A 17271-nucleotide genomic window follows, 5' to 3' on the forward strand; every position below is an offset into this window, starting at 1 on the left:
GGCAATAGCGGTTAGTGGCGCGTCTCGTCGCCCGCGTCGTCCACCGGCCATTGGTGGAAGACATAGACCTCGTCATCGACGAGGGCCTGGTCGAAGTGTTCGGCTTCCGGCGCGTCGTGACGCTCGATCTGCAGGGGCTCGTCCTCCACCGCGATGACTTCCCAACCCTGCTCGCGGACGAATTCCACCGCGCGGCGCATGGGGTCCGGCGTGAAAGCGGGGCGCAGGTAGCAGGTGATGAAAGCACCACCGGCCTCCACGAAGTCGGGACTGTCGGGCAGGGGACGGGCTTCCAGCGTGAACACCCACAACTGGACGTTATCGGTGGAAATGGCGGCTGTTCCTGCAAACACAAGGCGGGGCGGCAGCGTAACCCGGCGCCCCGGAACCGGCCAGCCAATGCCGTTCGTCGGATCGGTCTTGCGATTTAATTAATCATAAAATTAAATATGTCGCATGACGACCCCAAAGCCACCCGCCGGAACCATCCGTGCACCACGATCCGCGCAGGGCACCACGCCGGGCGCGACGTTGAAGAAGCCCGCGCGCAAGCGCGCCCCCGGACGGCGCCCGACCTCCGAATCGGCCGATCTGCGCGCCACGCTGCTCGACGCCGCGTTGACCTGCTTCGTCAGGAAGGGCATCGCTGCGAGTTCGCTGCGCGACATTGCGACGGAAGCCAGCGTCACGCCGGCCCTGGTGCATTACTACTTCGGCGACAAGGCGCAACTGCAGCAAGCGGTGGTGGCCGAGCGACTGCTGCCCGTCGTGGGGCAGATGCGCGCGCCGGTGATGCAGGCCGAGGGTGACGTTGCGAGCCTGGTCGCAGGTTTCGTGCATGGCATCGGCGGCGTGGTTGCGCAGCACCCCTGGCTGCCGACGTTGTGGGTACGCGAGATCCTGTGCGAAGGCGGCGCGTTGCGCGAGATGATGATCAGCCAGGTCGGCCCGATGCTGCCGAAGATGATGGCGGGCCGCTTCGCCGCCGCGCAGCAGGCGGGCGAACTCAATCCGGATCTCGACCCGCGCCTGCTGATGGTGTCGCTGATCGGGCTGACCATGTTCCCGATGGCCAGCGCGCCGATCTGGCGCCAGCTTTTCGGCGCCGACGATATCGATTTCAACGACCTGCGCCGGCACACGCTGGTGCTGCTGGACCGTGGACTGGAGCTTGACCGTGCGAAATGAACTGCAACGCGGTGCCCTCGCGGCCGCCGTCCTGATGCTGGCGGGCTGCGCCGCCGATGCGCCCGAAGCCTTGGGCACGCTGGAATGGGATCGGGTGACGCTGCCGTCGCCGGTGACCGAGAAGATCGTGCGGGTCGATGTGCGCGAAGGACAGCAGGTGGCGGCAGGCGCACCGTTGCTGCAACTGGAACTGACCCGCACCCAGTCGCAGCTGGCGGCCGCGCAGGCGCAGGCCGCGCAGAGCCGCGGGGCGCTGGCGGAACTGCGGGCCGGCCCACGCCGCGAGGCCATCGCGCAGGCCCGCGCCAGCCTGGCCGCCGCGCAGGCACAGGTCCGCGATGCGGATGCCTACTATGCGCGCCTGCAGCCGCTGGGCAGGCAGCGGCTGGTCGCGGCTTCCGAAGTGGATCGCGCACGCGCCGCATCGCAGAGCGCGCAGGCCCAGGTCCGGCAGGCGCAGGCCGCGCTGCTGGAGCTGGAGCATGGCACGCGTGTCGAACAGGTCGCGCAGGGCGAAGCCGCCGTCGCCTCGGCGGACGCCCAGGCGCGGGTGCAGGCGGTGACGCTGGAGAAACTCAACATCACCGCACCGCGCGCGGGCCGCATCGACAGCCTCCCGTACAAGCTTGGCGACCAGGCACCGGTGGGCGCGCCGCTCGCGGTGATGCTGGTGGGCGAGGCGCCCTACGCGCGCGTTTACCTGCCGCAGGCCATGCGCAACCGGCTGAAGGTCGGCGACACGGCGAGGGTGCGCCTGGATGGTGGGGACACGATCTACCAAGGGCGCGTGCGCATGATCCGCAGCGAGCCCAGCTTCACCCCGTACTTCGCGCTGACCGGCCAGGACGCCGAGCGCCTGAGCTATCTGGCGGAAATCAGCCTGGGCAGGGACGCAGCCGGTCTGCCGGTGGGTGCGCCCCTGCAGGTGGTGTCCGATGAAGCGCAGTGAGCCCCTCCTGCAAGGGCGGGACGATCTTGCGATCCGCGTCCGCGGACTGACCAAGCGCTTCGGCGCGCTGGTGGCGGTGAACGATGTCGACCTCGACGTGCCGCGGCGCAATGTCTACGGCTTCCTTGGTCCGAACGGCTCCGGCAAGTCCACCACCATCCGCATGCTGTGCGGGCTGCTGACCCCTGCCGCGGGCGACATCGAAGTGCTGGGCCTGCGCATCCCCGAGCAGGCCGAGCAACTGCGCACGCGCATCGGCTACATGACCCAGAAGTTTTCGCTGTTCGAGGACCTGACCGTGCGCGAGAACCTGGAATTCCTCGCCGCCGTGCAGGACATCCCGCGCGCGCAGGCGCGGCGGCGGATCGACGCGCTGGTCGAGCAGTACCACTTCCAGGACCGGCAGAAGCAACTCGCAGGCACGATGAGCGGTGGACAGAAGCAGCGCCTTGCACTGGCGGGCGCGGTGATCCACGAGCCGGAACTGCTGTTCCTCGACGAGCCGACAAGTGCGGTGGATCCGGAGTCGCGTCGCGACTTCTGGGAGAAGCTGTTCGAACTCGCCGACGCGGGTACTACGCTGCTGGTGTCCACGCACTACATGGACGAAGCCGAGCGCTGCCACCGCATCGCCATCCTCGATCGCGGCGTGCTGGTGGCGGACGGCACGCCCGATGCGCTGACCGGTGAACTCGCCGGTCGCACGCTGGTGGTCGAAGCCGCGCATCCGCGGCAGGCGCAGAAAGTCCTGGTCGGCCTGCCCGGCGTGATCAGCGTGGCCCAGATCGGCAACCTGTTGCGCGTACTGCTGGCCGAGAACGGACAGGCCGCGGACCGCATCGCACATGGCCTGCGCACGGCCGGCATCGGCGCGGACGTGTCCGCCGCACCGGCCAACCTGGAGGACGTCTTCGTCTCCGCCACGCGCGGCCAGCCGGCCCGCGAGGAGGCCGCATGAAGTTCCGCCGCCTGATGGCCGTGATGGTCAAGGAACTGCGGCAGATGCGGCGCGACCGCATCACCCTGGCGATGATCGTCGGCATCCCGGTGATGCAACTGTTGCTGTTCGGCTATGCCATCAACACCAACCTGCGCGACCTGTCCGCCGGTATCGCCGACCAGGCGCGTACCGCGGCATCGCGCGCGCTGGTGATGGACATCGTCGCCACCGGCGTGGTCACGCCGACCCGGGAAGCCGCCACGCCGCAGGAACTCGTCCAGGCCATGCGCCGCGGCGAGATCAGCATCGGCATCGTCATCCCGCCGGACTACGAGCGCCGTCGCGCGGAAGGTCGTGAGGCCGTGCAGATTTTCGTCGACGGCAGCGACAACGCCGTGCAGAGCGCCGCCGCCCAACTTGCGCAGATGCCGCTGGACGGCAGCAGCGGGCCGCTGGCGACGCGCACCATCAGCGTGGTCGGCTTCTACAACCCGCAGCGGCGCTCGGCAGTGAACATCGTGCCCGGGCTGATCGGCGTGATCCTGACCATGACCATGGTGCTGTTCACAGGCGTGGCCATCGTGCGAGAGCGCGAGCGCGGCAACATGGAACTGCTGATCGCCACGCCGGTCAGCAGCGCCGAGCTGATGATAGGCAAGGTACTGCCCTACGTGGCCATCGGGCTGGTGCAGACCACGGTGGTGCTGGCGCTGGGCATGTGGCTGTTCCAGGTGCCGCTGGGTGGCAGCCTGCTGCATGTCTACATCGCCGCGTGCCTGCTGATCGTGGCGAACCTGACGCTGGGCCTGCTGATTTCCACCCGCGCGCAGTCGCAGTTCCAGGCCATGCAGATGACGTTCTTCATCTTCCTGCCCTCGATCCTGCTGTCCGGCTTCATGTTTCCGTTCGCCGGCATGCCGAAGGTGGTGCAGTGGATCGCCGAGGCACTGCCCCTTACGCACTTCCTGCGGCTGATCCGCGGCGTGATGCTGCGTGGCGCAAGCCTGTGGGAACTGTGGCCCGACGTACTGGCGCTGCTGGCCTTCACCGCGGTGATGATGACGGCGGCGATCCTGCGGTTCCGCAAGCGGCTGGACTGATAGGCTGGCGCTTCATCCCGACCCTGGAGTGCGGCAATGGACGAAGCGTCGATCGGCGCGGTGGTGGACGCCATGTACGCGATGATCTCCGGCCCTGCCGGTCCGCGCGACTGGTCGACGCAGGACGCGGTCTTCCATCCCGACTGCCGGCAGATCCGCACGGGTGTGGATGCGCAGGGCGCACCGTGGCGCCTGTCGTTCTCGCTGGCGGAATACCGCGCCAACGCCGACGCGCTGTTGGCGGACATGGACTTCTTCGAAGTCGAGACCGGGCGCGAAATCCGCGTGTTCGGCAACATCGCCCACGTGTGGAGCGCCTATGAGGCGCGCCAAGCTCCGGGCGACGCCGCGCCTGAGCGGCGCGGGATCAACAGCATCCAGCTCTACAAGGGTGAGGAGGGCTGGAAGATCATCCACATGATCTGGGACAACGAGCGCGACGGCGTGCCGTTGCCCGCTGTCGGCTGACCGACGTCAGTCGGCGCCGGCGACGCGTCCGCGCAGGGAGTTGCTCAGCGCCTCGGTGATCACCACGTCGACGAACTGGCCCACCAGGCGCGGATGGCCGGGGAAGTTCACCGAGCGCATGTTCTCGGTCTTGCCGGTCAACTCGTTCGGATTTTTCTTCGAAGGCCCCTCCACCAGCACCGACTGCACCGTGCCCACCATCCGCTGCGAGATCCCTGCGGCGTAGGCGTTGATGTGCTGCTGCAGGCGGTCCAGGCGCGCGTGCTTCACGGCGTCCGGCGTGTCGTCTTCCAGGTCGGCCGCCGGTGTGCCGGGGCGGCGCGAGTAGATGAAGGAGAAACTCTGGTCGAAGCCCACGTCCTCGATCAGCTTCATCGTCTTCTCGAAATCGGCATCGGTTTCGCCCGGGAAGCCGACGATGAAGTCCGAGCTGATCGAGATGTCCGGGCGTACCGCGCGCAGCTTGCGGATCTTCTGCTTGAACTCGAGCGCGGTGTAGCCGCGCTTCATCGCAGAGAGGATGCGGTCGCTGCCGGCCTGCACGGGCAGGTGCAGGAAATTGGCCAACTGCGGCACGTCGCGGTAGGCGTCCACCAGCGAGTCGCTGAACTCCAGCGGGTGCGAGGTGGTGAAGCGTATGCGCCCGACGCCGTCGATCTCGGCGATGGTGCGGATCAGCAGGCCCAGGTCGGCGATCTCGCCATCACCATAAGGGCCACGATACGCGTTGACGTTCTGGCCCAGCAGGTTGATCTCGCGCACGCCCTGCGCCGCCAGCTGCGCCACTTCCACCAGCACATCCTCGAACGGCCGGCTGACCTCGGTGCCGCGGGTGTAGGGCACCACGCAGAACGAGCAGTATTTCGAGCAGCCTTCCATGATCGACACGAACGCCGAGGGGCCTTCGGCGCGCGGCTCGGGCAGGCGGTCGAACTTCTCGATCTCGGGGAAGCTGATGTCGACCTGGGGCTTGTTCTGCTCGCGACGCGCGCGGATCAGCTCCGGCAGGCGATGCAGGGTCTGCGGGCCGAACACCAGGTCGACGTAGGGCGCGCGCTTGACGATGGCTTCGCCTTCCTGGGAGGCCACGCAGCCGCCCACGCCGATGATGACGTCGCGGCCGCCGGCCTTCAGTGCCTTCCACCGGCCGAGCTGGCTGAAGACCTTTTCCTGCGCCTTCTCGCGGATGGAGCAGGTGTTGACCAGCACCACGTCGGCTTCCTCGGGGTTGTCGGTCAACTCCAGTCCGTCGGACGCGGCGAGCACGTCGGCCATCTTGGCCGAGTCGTACTCGTTCATCTGGCACCCGTGGGTCTTGATGTACAGCTTCCCGCGGACCTGATCGGGCGCACGGGGGCGACCGACGGGCAGCGGAACGAGGGCGGGGTCGGTCACGGCGGGGCCGGCCGTGGTCGGCAGTGCAGGGGCTTGCGTCCCGGTCATGGCGCTTATTCCAGTCGGGTGGGCGGGCAGGACGCGTAGTTTACGCGCTGCGCGACGGCCGGTCCCTGCCATGGCCGGCGTTGATAGGGGACAACAGCCCGGCATGCAGCGGCCGGCGTCCGGCCATCGGAACTCCGACCGGCCGCACAGATTGGAGGAAACCTTTGTTGGACAAGGACTTGGCAATCCCCCGGGAATTCGGGACACTGCGCGGCATGAGGGGGACTCTGACGCTTCTGGCCGTGCTGACCGCGTTGACCGCACTGTCGGCCAGCGCGGGCACGCTGTACAAGTGCACCGGCAATGACGGTGTGCCGAACTACGTCAGCAAGCGCGTCAGTGGCGCAAGCTGCGAAGTGGTCAGCCGCTACACCCCGGACCGCAACCGGCCGACGCAGGTCTCCGCCGTGTCACGGCCCGCCGTCGCCACGCCGGCGGTGGGGGCGGCCAACGCGCCTGCCCTGTCCGATTCGGCCAGCGCCGTCGTTCCGGCGGCGGTGCCAGCCGCGTCCGTCCCCGCGCCGGCCAGCGGTCCGCGCCGCGTGGTCAGCGGGCAGGTCTACTCCTACATCAAGGACGGCGTGCGTCACTACACCAGCACGCGCCCCCGCGGTGGCACCCAGGTCGCCAGCCTGCGCACCATCAAGTACAGCTACATCGAAACCTGCTTCGCGTGCGGGAATCCGAGCGTCGACTTCGGACGGCTGCGGCTGAACACCTCCGCCTTCCAGGCCGAGATCGCCGCCGCATCGCGCGAATTCGGTGTGGAGGAATCCATCCTGCGCGCGATCATGCACGCGGAATCGTCCTACAACCCGATGGCGCTGTCGCATGCCGGCGCGCAGGGCCTGATGCAGCTGATGCCGGCCACGGCGCGCCGGTTCGGCGTCACCGATTCCTACAACGCCGCACAGAACATCCGCGGCGGTGCGCAGTACCTGTCCTGGCTGCTGAAGCGCTTCAACGGCAACCTGACCCTGGCCGCTGCCGGCTACAACGCCGGCGAGGGTGCGGTCGACCGCCATGGCGGCGTTCCGCCGTACAAGGAAACCCAGCGCTACGTACAGCGCGTGGCCGTGCTGGCCGATCGCTACCGGCAGGCCGTCGCCGCGCGTTGAGCCGTGGCGGGCGCCTTGGGCGCATGCAAGCCATTGATTCCACGGCAGCCGTTGTCGGCTCATTAAGCCATCCGTTACACTTTGCCGTCTTTATGCGGCCCGCACCGGCGTTTCGGGTGCGGCCTTGGCAGCCTTTTTAGCTACCTGATTGTTTTGCGGAGTGCCGGATGGCCATCGATGGGGTCAATGGGCCTGTGAATACGGGCCGACGCCGGTTCCTGACTGCGACCACCGCTGTGGTGGGTGCAGTGGGTGCCGGTATTGCAGCTGTACCTTTTATCAAGTCGTGGAATCCGAGCGCCCGGGCCAAGCTGGCCGGTGCCCCGGTGACCGCCGATCTGACCGGTCTGCAGGAAGGCCAGCGCCTGATCCTGGAGTGGCGCGGCCAGCCGATCTGGATCGTCAAGCGCTCCAAGGCGATCCTGGATGCGCTGCCGACCCTGGATGCGAACCTGCGCGATCCGCAATCGCAGAACCTCGACCAGCAGCCGTCGTACATCAAGGGTGAGACGCGCTCGCTGAAGCCGGAGATCTCCGTGCTGGTCGGCCTGTGCACGCATCTGGGCTGCTCGCCGGAAATGGCGGCCGAGATCAAGCCCGAGCCGTACGACCCGGACTGGAAGGGCGGCTATTTCTGCCCTTGCCACAAGTCGCGCTTCGACATGGCGGGCCGCGTGTTCCAGGGCGTGCCGGCCCCCACCAACCTGGTGGTGCCGCCGCATTACTACGAGAACGACACGACCATCGTCGTCGGCCTCGACCCGCAGGGGGGCGCATAAGCCATGGCGAACATCATTACCCGCACCGCCGATGGCGTGATGGACTGGTTCAACGCGCGCGCGCCGGGCTTCATGCCCGTGTACCGCAAGCACATGAGCGAGTACTACGCGCCCAAGAACTTCAACATCTGGTACATCTTCGGTGTGCTGTCGATCGTGGTGCTGGTCAACCAGATCCTGACCGGCATCTTCCTGACGATGCACTTCAAGCCGAGCGCGGCGGAAGCCTTCGCCTCGGTCGAATACATCATGCGCGACGTGGAGTGGGGCTGGCTGATCCGCTACATGCACAGCACCGGTGCCTCGTTGTTCTTCATCGTGGTCTACATCCACATGTTCCGCGGCCTGATGTACGGCTCGTACCAGAAGCCGCGCGAGCTGGTGTGGATCCTCGGCATGCTGATCTACCTGGTGCTGATGGCCGAAGCCTTCCTGGGCTACGTACTGCCGTGGGGCCAGATGTCGTTCTGGGGCGCGAAGGTCATCATCTCGCTGTTCGGCGCCATTCCGGTGATCGGCAACGGCCTGACCGAGTGGATCATGGGCGACTACCTGCCCAGCGACGCCACGCTCAACCGCTTCTTCGCGCTGCATGTCATCGCGCTGCCGCTGGTGCTGCTGCTGCTGGTGGTGCTGCACATCTTCGCGCTGCATGAAGTCGGCTCGAACAACCCCGATGGCGTCGAGATCAAGAAGGGCCCGAAGGGCAACCGCTGGTCGCCGACCGCCCCGGCGGACGGCGTGCCGTTCCACCCGTACTACACGGTCAAGGACGGTTTTTACGTCGGCGGCTTCCTGATCATCGCGGCGTTCATCGTGTTCTTCGCGCCCGCGATGGGCGGCTGGTTCCTGGAGCACGACAACTTCACCGAGGCCAACAAGCTGGTCACGCCGGCGCACATCAAGCCGGTGTGGTACTACACGCCCTACTACGCGATGCTGCGCGTGGTTCCGCACAAGCTCAGTGGCGTGCTGGTGATGTTCGGCGCCATCGCGATCCTGTTCCTGGTGCCTTGGCTGGACCGCGCGAAGGTGAAGTCCTACCGCTACCGTGGCCTGATGTCCAAGGTGCTGCTGGGCCTGTTCGCGATCAGCTTCGTCTGGCTGGGCAAGATCGGCGCCGGCCCGGGCACGGACCCGGTGGAAACCATCATCGGCCGCTTCCTGACCGCGTTCTACTTCCTGTTCTTCCTGACCATGCCGATCTGGACCAAGATCGACAAGACCAAGCCAGTGCCCGAGCGGGTGACGACGCATGACTAAGACTTTCGCCTCTCGCCTAGCTGTCTTCGCCAGCGGGTTGCTGATCTCGTTCACTGCCTTCGCTGCCGGCGGCGGCGCCACGCTCCAGGCCGGCAACGACCTGAGCGACCGCGCCTCGCTGCAGCGCGGCGCGCAGCTGTACATGAACTACTGCGCGGGCTGCCACTCGCTGAAGTACATGCGCTACTCGCGCATGGCCGAGGATCTGGGCCTGACCGAAGACGAGGTGATGAAGAACCTCAACTTCACCGGCGCCAAGTTCGGCGAGCAGGTGCAGGTATCCATGCCCGCCGCGGGCGGCGAGAAGTGGTTCGGCAAGATGCCGCCGGACCTGAGCGTGATCTCGCGCGTGCGTGGCAGCGACTGGATCTACACCTACCTGAAGTCCTTCTACCTGGACGAATCGCGCCCGTTGGGCTGGAACAACAAGCTGTTCCCCAACGCCTCGATGCCCAACCCGTTGTGGGAGCTGCAGGGCCTGCAGCACGCCGAATTCGGCCCGGTCGATCCGGCCACCGGCGAGCGCCACGTCGAGGGTCTGAAGGTGGCGCAGGCCGGCCGCCAGAGCGCGCAGGAGTTCGACCAGACCGCGCGCGACATCACCAACTTCCTGGAGTATGTCGGCGAGCCGGCGGCCCTGAAGCGCCAGAGCATCGGCGTGTGGGTGATCCTGTTCCTGGCGGCGCTGACGTTCCTGGCCTACCTGCTGAAGCAGGAGTACTGGAAGGACGTCCACTAAGGACCGTCCGCGCATCCACTGCAGCGGTGCAGGGCCTCCGTGCCCGCACCGCAGACGAAATGGCCGGGCCTGGGGTTGCTTGGCTTTTTTCGGCAGGGATTGCACACTCAGGGACCGTGGCGACCGTCAGCAAGGGGCTGGCGGCGTCGGTGCGATCGGCGGATTCCGATCGTCGGAGAGCCGTGAATGGCTGCGAGTCCACGTATGCGCAATACACTGACGCTGTTTTCTTCCACCGATGACGTGCTCTGCCACCGCGTGCGGCTGGTGCTCGCCGCCAAGGGTGTCAGCTACGACCTCGTGCCGGTGGATCCGCAGAATCCGCCCGAAGACCTCATCGATCTGAATCCCTACCATTCCGTGCCCACCCTGGTGGAGCGCGACTTGGTCCTGTACGCCGCCTCCGTCGTCAGTGAGTACCTCGACGAGCGCTATCCCCATCCGCCCCTGATGCCGGTGGACCCGCTGTCGCGTGCGCGCCTGCGCCTGGCGATGCTGCGCATCGAGCACGACTGGGTCCCCCAGGTCCAGGCCATCCAGCTGGGCAACAAGCAGCAGGTCGAAGCGGGCCGCAAGCGCCTGAAGGAACTGCTGACCGCCTCGGTGCCGCTGTTCAAGGCGAGCAAGTTCTTCCTCAACCCCGAGATGAGCCTGGCCGACTGTGCGATGGCCCCGATCATCTGGCGCCTGCCTTCGCTCGATGTGCCGCTGCCGAAGGACGGCAAGGCGATCGAGGACTATGGCAACCGTATCTTCCGCCATCCCGGTTTCCTGCGCAGCCTGACGGATGCCGAGAGGAAGCTGCGCGAGATCCCGGCCTGACCGGGATCCGAGCAAGGCTTGGTTCGCAGGCATTGCAGGACAGCCCAGCGACCGGCAGCCGAGACGCGAAATGACTGACGCCACGCCCCGCATGACCAGCCATCGCCCGTACCTGTTGCGGGCGCTGAACGAATGGATCGCCGACAACGGCATGACGCCCCATTTGCTGGTGGACGCCACGCAGGCGGGTGTCCAGGTGCCGGCCAGTGCAGTGAAGGAAGGCAAGGTGGTGTTGAACATCGCCGAACGTGCGGTGGTGCGGCTGTTGATCGACAACGAGGCCGTCAGCTTCACTGCGCGGTTCGGCGGGGTCAGCCAGGCCGTGTACGTGCCGGTCAGCGCCGTGCTGGCGATCTACTCGCGCGAAACCGGGCAGGGCATGGCGTTGCCCGACGACGTGGCACACGATCCCGATGCCGGTGGTGGTGACGATGACCCGCCGTCCGCTCCGGACACGCCACCCGATGACGACGCACCGCCGCCTGCCGGCAAGCGCCCGCCGTTCCTGCGCGTGGTGAAGTAGTTCGGCGTCCGCGCGGATCTGCCGACGAACCCGCGCAGCGAAGTCAGTGCAGATCGAGTGGCGCCACGGAGCGCGCCACCGGCCCGACGAACGAGACCAGTTCGCCCTTGCGCAGCACCAGGCGGCCCACGTGGCGATCTACGCCGTCGTGGGAATACTCGAAGCGGAAGCAGCGCTCGAATCCCAGCCAGCCATCTTCGCCACGGCGCAGGCGGAGCCCGTTCGCGTGGACGCTCTGGTCCAGCCAGATGACCCCGGCTGCCTGGCAGGCGTTCCGGCCCAGTGCGCCGGCGCGCTCGGCGGCGGCGCGCGCCGCATTCCAGTAGGCGAACGCCGCCGCTGCGGCGATCAACCACAACAAGGCGCTCAACGGAGACATGCCGGCCTCATGGCGCGGGGCCGAGTTTCATCGACAGGTCGATGGCACGGACATGCTTGGTCAGTCCGCCGATGGAAACGAAATCCACGCCATCTGCGGCGATGCCACGCAGCGTGCCCAGATCGACCCCGCCGGAGACCTCCAGCGGAATGCGCCCGGAATACGGCGCTGATTTGGCGCGGCGGACCGCTTCGCGCCGCGTACCTGCATCGAAGTCATCGATGAGGATGCGGTCGCAGCCTTCCGCCAGCGCTTCATCCAGCTGCAACAATGTCTCCACCTCGACGATGAGCGGCAACGAAGGGTGCAGATGGCGTGCCGCGCGGATCGCAGCGGTAAGCGACCCCGCCGCGCGGACATGGTTCTCTTTCAGCATCACGGCGTCGTACAGACCCATGCGGTGATTCTGCCCGCCACCGCAGCGGACCGCGTACTTCTGCGCCTGGCGCAGGCCTGGCAGGGTCTTGCGCGTATCCAGGATCGTGCAGCCGGTACCGCGCACGAGGTCGACGTAAGCGGCCGTCACCGTGGCCGTTCCCGTCAGCGTCTGCATGAAGTTGAGCGCCGAACGCTCCGCAGTTACCAGCGCGCGTGCGCGACCTTCCAGCGTGGCCAGCACCGTGCCGGCCGGCACACGGTCGCCGTCCTGGAAACGCCAGTCGATGCGTACTTGTGGATCGAGCGCGCGGTGGCAGGCATCGAACCAGGGCTGGCCGGCGATGACGGCCTCTTCCTTGCACAGCAGGTAGGCGATGTCGGCGACGTCCGGAAGCAGGGCCGCCGTGGCATCGCCGCTGCCGACGTCTTCGGCCAGCGCACGCGCCACGTCGTCGGCAATCACGCCCGCGTCGGGTGGCGTCGGGCGCGCGCTCATCGGCTGGCGAAGTCGCTGGCCTGCGCGGTGGCGATCGCTTCTTCCGCCAGCAGCACGGGGATGCCGTCCTCGACGCGGTAGACGATCTTGCGGTCATGCGTGACCAGTGCCTCGCGCAGGGGTTCGGTCTGGGCGGTGTCGTCGGCACGCTTGACCTGTCCCGCACTGATCGCATGGTTGAGTGTGTCCAGGCTGCGGGCGTCGAGCATGGCCAATGGCTGGCGGGTGGCAGGGCAGCAGAGGAGGTCGAGCAGTTTGCGATCCATGGGGGACTCGATCAGCGGTTCGGTCAGGAGGGTAGAATACGTCTTTGCGACTGAGGACGGCCATGACCGCCAGCGTTTCCAGCCCCGTGGTGGGCATCGTGATGGGTTCCCGCTCGGACTGGGAGACCATGCAGCATGCCGCGCAGAAACTGGATGCGCTGGGCGTTCCCTACGAAGTGAAGGTGGTATCGGCACACCGCACGCCGGACGTCCTCTTCTCATATGCGGACTCGGCCGCATCACGCGGGCTGCGCGCGATCATCGCCGGGGCGGGTGGCGCTGCGCACCTGCCGGGCATGCTGGCGGCGAAGACGGCGGTGCCGGTGCTTGGCGTGCCAGTGCAATCGAAGGCGCTCAACGGGATGGACTCGCTGCTGTCCATCGTGCAGATGCCGGCCGGTATACCGGTGGCGACATTCGCGATCGGCAATGCAGGCGCCGCCAATGCAGGCCTCTTCGCCGCCGCCCTGCTGGCGTCCGGATATCCGGCCATCGGCGCCGCGCTTGCCGCCTTCCGTGCGCGCCAGACCGAGGATGTGATGGCGCACGACGATCCCCGCCAGCCGCTATGACCACGGTCGGTATCCTCGGCGGCGGGCAACTCGCGCGCATGCTGGCACTGTCCGGCGCGCCGCTGGGCCTGCGCTTCCTGGTGATGGATACGGCGGCCGATGCGTGCGCCGGCCAGTTCGCTCCGTTGCTCGTCGGCGACTACCGCGACGAAGCCGCCCTGGCCGAGTTCGCGTCGAAAGTCGACGTGGCCACGTTCGATTTCGAGAACGTGCCGGCCGAGAGCGCCGAGTGGCTCGCCCGTCGCGTTCCGGTGTTCCCGAATCCGCGTGCGCTCGCTGTCGCGCAGGATCGACTGGTGGAAAAGACGCTGTTCCGCGAACTCGGGATTCCGGTTGGCGCCTTCGCGAACATCGAAACGCACGCACAGCTGCAGGCGGAGGTCGAGCAACTGGGCGGTGCGTGCATCCTCAAGACGCGCAGGCTGGGCTACGACGGCAAGGGCCAGTTCCGCATCAAGTCGCCGGCGGACGTCGACGCGGCCTGGCAGGCGCTTGGCGCGCAGGCCGAGACCGTTGGCCTGATCGTCGAGGCATTCATTCCCTTCGAGCGGGAATTGTCGGTGATCGCCGTACGCAGTCGTGACGGTGAGGTACGCACGTGGCCAATGACCGAGAACTGGCATGTCGATGGTGTGCTGTCCGCCAGCCTGGCGCCTGCACGCGTCGACGCCGCGTTGGCCGGGGCCGCGTGCGCACACGCGCGTCGGCTGGCGGAGTCGCTCGACTACGTCGGCGTGTTCGCACTTGAATTGTTCTATCGCGACGGCGCGCTGTTGGCCAACGAGATGGCGCCGCGCGTGCACAACTCCGGGCACTGGACGATCGAAGGTGCGGAAACCTCGCAGTTCCAGAACCACCTGCGTGCGGTACTCGGGTTGCCGCTGGGCGACACGCAGGTCCTTGGCCATGCGTGCATGCTCAACTGGATCGGTGAAATGCCGGCGTCCGGCGCAGTCCTGCAGGAGGCGGGCGGGCATTGGCACGATTACGGCAAGGAGCCTCGAGGCGGGCGCAAGGTCGGCCATGCCACGTTGCGTGCCGACGATGCCGCCATCCTGGCCGAAGCGCTGCGCCGCGTGGGTTCGGCGCTGGGGCGCGAAGCGCAGGTGGCTCCTGTCGTGGGGCGACTGTCCGCCTGACCTGGCGGTTCCTGCAGGGATGGAAACGAAAACGGCCGGGTCTCCCCGGCCGTTTCTGCTTCGAAGCGGAGCCTGTGGATCAGCGCAGGTTGCCGGCCACGAAGTCCCAGTTCACCAGCGCCCAGAACGACTCGACGTACTTCGGTCGCGCGTTGCGGTAGTCGATGTAATAGGCGTGCTCCCACACGTCGATGGTCAGCAGCGGCTTGTCCTCACCGGTCAGCGGGGTGGCGGCGTTGGACGTGCTGGCCAGGGCCAGCGAACCGTCCGGACGCTGCACCAGCCAGCCCCAGCCTGACCCGAAGGTGCCGATGGCGGTCTTGGTGAATTCTTCCTTGAACTTGGCGAAGTCGCCGAAGGCCTTGTTGATCAGCTCGGCCAGCTTGCCGGTCGGCTCGCCGCCGCCATTGGGCTTGAGGCAGTTCCAGTAGAACGTGTGGTTCCAGACCTGGGCGGCGTTGTTGAACATGCCGCCCTGCGATTTGCGCACGATCTCCTCCAGCGATGCATCGGCGAACTCGGTGCCGTCGATCAGCTTGTTGAGGTTGTCGACGTAGGTCTTGTGGTGCTTGCCGTAGTGGAAGTCGATCGTCTCGCCGGAGATGTGCGGTTCCAGCGCGGTGCGGTCGTAGGGCAGGGGGGGCAGTTCGATGGCCATGGCTCGGTTCCTTACGCTAGGCGGGTAAAAAGGGTGTGCTGGCACCGTCGGGGCGATGCGAGGGCTTACACTATGCAATCCGCAGGCGAAGCCGGCGGAACGGACCGAAAGTGTACCCGACGGTGGTTGCCAAACCGTCAAGGAAGGAGAAATCAGCATGCCGGTGATGGAACGCATCCAGGCCGAAGTGGATGGCCACCCGATCGTCCTTTTCATGAAGGGAACGCCGCAGTTCCCGATGTGCGGCTTCTCCAGTCGTGCGGTACACGCGTTGCGCGAAGCAGGCGCGGAGCATGTCTACACCATCAACGTGCTGGAAGAGCCCGAGATCCGCGCCAACCTGCCGCGCTTCTCCAACTGGCCGACGTTTCCCCAGCTTTTCATCAATGGCGAACTGATCGGCGGTTGCGACATCACGCTGGAGCTGCACGAGTCCGGCGAACTGCAGCGGATCGTGGCCGAGGCGCTGTCGCAGTGAGCCTGATCGGGTTGCCCAAGCGTGTACCCCGCGCCCTGGACCAGCGCGTAGTGCTGGTCAGTGGCGCGCATGGTGGGCTGGGCAGTGCGGCAGCGGTCGCCTGTGCGGAAGCGGGCGCCACGGTGGTGTTGCTGGGCCGCAAGGTGCCGAAGTTGAACCGGATCTACGACGCCGTCTCGCAGGTGGGCGCGGAGCCTTTGCTGTATCCGCTCGATCTGGAAGGTGCGACGCCCGACGACTATGCCGAGCTTGCTGATCGCCTGCACGCCGAGCTGGGTCGTCTGGACGGCGTGCTGCATTGCGCCGCCGAGTTCAAGGGACTGACGCCGCTGGAACATACCGACCCTGCAGCATTTGCGCGCGTCGTGCACGTCAACCTGACCGCACCCTGGTGGCTGTCGCAGGCCTGCCTGCCCCTGCTGAAGCAGTCGGACGACGCGGCGCTGGTCTTCAGCGTCGACGATCTTGCGCGGGTGGGGCAGGCGTACTGGGGTGCGTATGGCGTGGCCCAGCATGGGCTTACATCGCTCGTGGGCATGCTGCACGCCGAACTTGCCAGCAGCAGCGTGCGTGTCGCCGCACTGCAGCCGGGACCGATGCGGACGGCATTGCGCTCGCGCGCGTATGCCGACGACAACGATGCGCAGGCCCGGGACGCCACCGATTACGCAGCGGCCTGCGTCACCCTGCTGTCATCCGCCGGCGCAGCACACAGGGGGCAGATATGGAAGGTACGGGCATGACCGTCCTGTCGGCGGCCCTGCTGCTGTTCCTGATCCTGGACCCACTGGGCAACATTCCGGTGTTCCTCAGCGTGCTCAAGCCGTTGCCACCGCGTCGCCAGCGCATCGTGGTGGTGCGCGAGTTGCTGATCGCGCTGGTCGTGCTGATGCTGTTCCTGTGGGGGGGCAAGTACGCGCTGGAAATGATGCACCTGCGCCAGGAGTCGGTCGCCATCGCCGGCGGCATCGTCCTGTTCCTGATCGGCGTGCGGATGATCTTTCCCCGGCCCGAGGGCCTGATGGGCGAACTCCCCGGCGGCGAACCCTTCATCGTGCCGCTGGCGATCCCGCTGGTGGCCGGGCCGTCGGGCATGGCGGCGGTGATGTTGATGGGCAGCAACGACCCTTCGCGGCTCGGCGACTGGAGCCTGGCCCTATTGCTGGCCTGGAGCGCGACGGCAGTGATCCTGTTTTCCGCGACCGTCCTGTACAAGTGGCTGGGCCGGCGCGTACTGACCGCGATCGAGCGGCTAATGGGCATGCTTCTGGTCGCCATTTCCGTGCAAATGGTCCTGGACGGCATCGGCACCTACCTCAAGTTGACCCCGCCCAACATCTGACCGCCGTCCCCCCGGTGAAGGTCGCCGCCACGACGCCGCGGAACGCCGCGCGTTGGCGGCCCGACTGTCATGTTGCACTGCGAAAGATTGTCATGCCGCGGTCACAAAATGGTCCTATCGTGTTAACCTGTTATTAACCTCCGCGGACGCCGCGTGGGCCATGGGAACCCCTAGCACGCCCTTCAGAACCGACCCCCACCGGGTGGTTCCGCACGTCTCGTCAGCCAGCTT

General features: G+C 66.9%; 22 protein-coding genes. 16 read left to right on the plus strand and 6 right to left on the minus strand.

Going from position 1 to position 17271, the window contains the following annotated elements:
- Positions 1-11: 11 nt before the first annotated feature.
- Positions 12-353: a hypothetical protein gene (locus OY559_RS04865; RefSeq protein WP_277728964.1), complete on the minus strand. Its 342-nt coding sequence runs from the start codon at positions 351-353 to the stop codon at positions 12-14.
- 103 nt (positions 354-456) lie between these two features.
- On the opposite strand from OY559_RS04865, the gene OY559_RS04870 reads away from it, so the two are divergent.
- From OY559_RS04870 to OY559_RS04890, 5 genes are read left to right on the plus strand one after another with little or no spacing between them, the layout of a single operon-like run.
- On the plus strand, positions 457-1188 hold the full coding sequence (locus OY559_RS04870) for a TetR/AcrR family transcriptional regulator (protein WP_277728965.1): 732 nt from the start codon (positions 457-459) through the stop codon (positions 1186-1188).
- Positions 1189-1222: 34 nt separating this feature from the next.
- Positions 1223-2137 (plus strand): HlyD family secretion protein, encoded by a 915-nt coding sequence (locus OY559_RS04875; RefSeq protein ID WP_277729922.1) that lies wholly within the window; start codon positions 1223-1225, stop codon positions 2135-2137.
- A gap of 31 nt (positions 2138-2168) precedes the next feature.
- Complete coding sequence (locus tag OY559_RS04880) at positions 2169-3095, plus strand: ABC transporter ATP-binding protein (RefSeq protein ID WP_277729923.1); 927 nt, start codon at positions 2169-2171, stop codon at positions 3093-3095.
- Positions 3092-4177, plus strand: coding sequence for an ABC transporter permease (locus OY559_RS04885; protein WP_277728966.1), 1086 nt, complete (start codon positions 3092-3094; stop codon positions 4175-4177). The genes OY559_RS04880 and OY559_RS04885 overlap by 4 nt, the downstream gene beginning before the upstream one ends.
- 36 nt (positions 4178-4213) lie before the next feature.
- A complete protein-coding gene (locus tag OY559_RS04890; protein WP_277728967.1) occupies positions 4214-4645 on the plus strand; it encodes a hypothetical protein in 432 nt (143 codons plus the stop codon).
- A gap of 6 nt (positions 4646-4651) precedes the next feature.
- Here OY559_RS04890 and miaB read toward each other — a convergent pair whose 3' ends face one another.
- Positions 4652-6088: a tRNA (N6-isopentenyl adenosine(37)-C2)-methylthiotransferase MiaB gene (miaB, locus tag OY559_RS04895; protein ID WP_277728968.1), complete on the minus strand. Its 1437-nt coding sequence runs from the start codon at positions 6086-6088 to the stop codon at positions 4652-4654.
- 215 nt (positions 6089-6303) lie between these two features.
- On the opposite strand from miaB, the gene OY559_RS04900 reads away from it, so the two are divergent.
- From OY559_RS04900 to OY559_RS04925, 6 genes are all read left to right on the plus strand, one after another.
- Positions 6304-7206 carry a lytic transglycosylase domain-containing protein gene (locus OY559_RS04900; RefSeq protein ID WP_277728969.1) on the plus strand — a complete coding sequence of 301 codons (903 nt, stop codon included), beginning with the start codon at positions 6304-6306 and terminating at the stop codon, positions 7204-7206.
- Positions 7207-7373: 167 nt separating this feature from the next.
- A complete protein-coding gene (petA, locus tag OY559_RS04905; RefSeq protein WP_142123691.1) occupies positions 7374-7985 on the plus strand; it encodes a ubiquinol-cytochrome c reductase iron-sulfur subunit in 612 nt (203 codons plus the stop codon).
- Between the two features lie 3 nt (positions 7986-7988).
- Entirely contained in the window at positions 7989-9248 is a 1260-nt protein-coding gene (locus tag OY559_RS04910; RefSeq protein WP_277728970.1) for a cytochrome b, read from the plus strand.
- A complete protein-coding gene (locus OY559_RS04915; protein WP_277728971.1) occupies positions 9241-9987 on the plus strand; it encodes a cytochrome c1 in 747 nt (248 codons plus the stop codon). The genes OY559_RS04910 and OY559_RS04915 overlap by 8 nt, the downstream gene beginning before the upstream one ends.
- Before the next feature lie 186 nt (positions 9988-10173).
- The gene (locus tag OY559_RS04920; RefSeq protein ID WP_142123694.1) at positions 10174-10809 is read left to right on the plus strand and encodes a glutathione S-transferase N-terminal domain-containing protein; all 636 of its coding nucleotides are present in this window, start codon (positions 10174-10176) and stop codon (positions 10807-10809) included.
- Positions 10810-10879: 70 nt separating this feature from the next.
- Positions 10880-11332, plus strand: coding sequence for a ClpXP protease specificity-enhancing factor (locus OY559_RS04925; RefSeq protein WP_277728972.1), 453 nt, complete (start codon positions 10880-10882; stop codon positions 11330-11332).
- Between the two features lie 43 nt (positions 11333-11375).
- Here the strand turns inward: OY559_RS04925 and OY559_RS04930 are convergent, their stop codons facing one another.
- From OY559_RS04930 to OY559_RS04940, 3 genes are read right to left on the minus strand one after another with little or no spacing between them, the layout of a single operon-like run.
- Positions 11376-11711 (minus strand): DUF3301 domain-containing protein, encoded by a 336-nt coding sequence (locus OY559_RS04930; RefSeq protein WP_277728973.1) that lies wholly within the window; start codon positions 11709-11711, stop codon positions 11376-11378.
- 7 nt (positions 11712-11718) lie between these two features.
- Complete coding sequence (nadC, locus tag OY559_RS04935) at positions 11719-12585, minus strand: carboxylating nicotinate-nucleotide diphosphorylase (RefSeq protein WP_277728974.1); 867 nt, start codon at positions 12583-12585, stop codon at positions 11719-11721.
- Positions 12582-12851, minus strand: a complete 270-nt coding sequence (locus OY559_RS04940) for a Trm112 family protein (RefSeq protein WP_277728975.1) — start codon at positions 12849-12851, stop codon at positions 12582-12584. The genes nadC and OY559_RS04940 overlap by 4 nt, the downstream gene beginning before the upstream one ends.
- 62 nt (positions 12852-12913) lie before the next feature.
- On the opposite strand from OY559_RS04940, the gene purE reads away from it, so the two are divergent.
- Complete coding sequence (gene purE, locus OY559_RS04945; protein ID WP_277728976.1) at positions 12914-13423, plus strand: 5-(carboxyamino)imidazole ribonucleotide mutase; 510 nt, start codon at positions 12914-12916, stop codon at positions 13421-13423.
- A complete protein-coding gene (locus tag OY559_RS04950) occupies positions 13420-14562 on the plus strand; it encodes a 5-(carboxyamino)imidazole ribonucleotide synthase (RefSeq protein WP_277728977.1) in 1143 nt (380 codons plus the stop codon). Before purE ends, OY559_RS04950 begins: the two co-directional genes overlap by 4 nt.
- Positions 14563-14641: 79 nt before the next feature.
- Here the strand turns inward: OY559_RS04950 and OY559_RS04955 are convergent, their stop codons facing one another.
- Positions 14642-15220 (minus strand): superoxide dismutase, encoded by a 579-nt coding sequence (locus tag OY559_RS04955; RefSeq protein ID WP_277728978.1) that lies wholly within the window; start codon positions 15218-15220, stop codon positions 14642-14644.
- 157 nt (positions 15221-15377) lie between these two features.
- Between OY559_RS04955 and grxD the strand changes: the two genes are divergently transcribed.
- The 3 genes from grxD to OY559_RS04970 are packed head-to-tail and all read left to right on the plus strand — an operon-like array spanning position 15378 to position 17040.
- Complete coding sequence (grxD, locus tag OY559_RS04960; protein WP_142123702.1) at positions 15378-15698, plus strand: Grx4 family monothiol glutaredoxin; 321 nt, start codon at positions 15378-15380, stop codon at positions 15696-15698.
- Positions 15695-16441: an SDR family NAD(P)-dependent oxidoreductase gene (locus tag OY559_RS04965; protein ID WP_277728979.1), complete on the plus strand. Its 747-nt coding sequence runs from the start codon at positions 15695-15697 to the stop codon at positions 16439-16441. The genes grxD and OY559_RS04965 overlap by 4 nt, the downstream gene beginning before the upstream one ends.
- A complete protein-coding gene (locus tag OY559_RS04970; protein WP_277728980.1) occupies positions 16438-17040 on the plus strand; it encodes a YhgN family NAAT transporter in 603 nt (200 codons plus the stop codon). The genes OY559_RS04965 and OY559_RS04970 overlap by 4 nt, the downstream gene beginning before the upstream one ends.
- Positions 17041-17271 lie beyond the last annotated feature (231 nt).

Origin of the sequence: Pseudoxanthomonas sp. SE1, from assembly GCF_029542205.1 — a bacterium.
In the GTDB taxonomy this organism is placed as follows: domain Bacteria; phylum Pseudomonadota; class Gammaproteobacteria; order Xanthomonadales; family Xanthomonadaceae; genus Pseudoxanthomonas_A.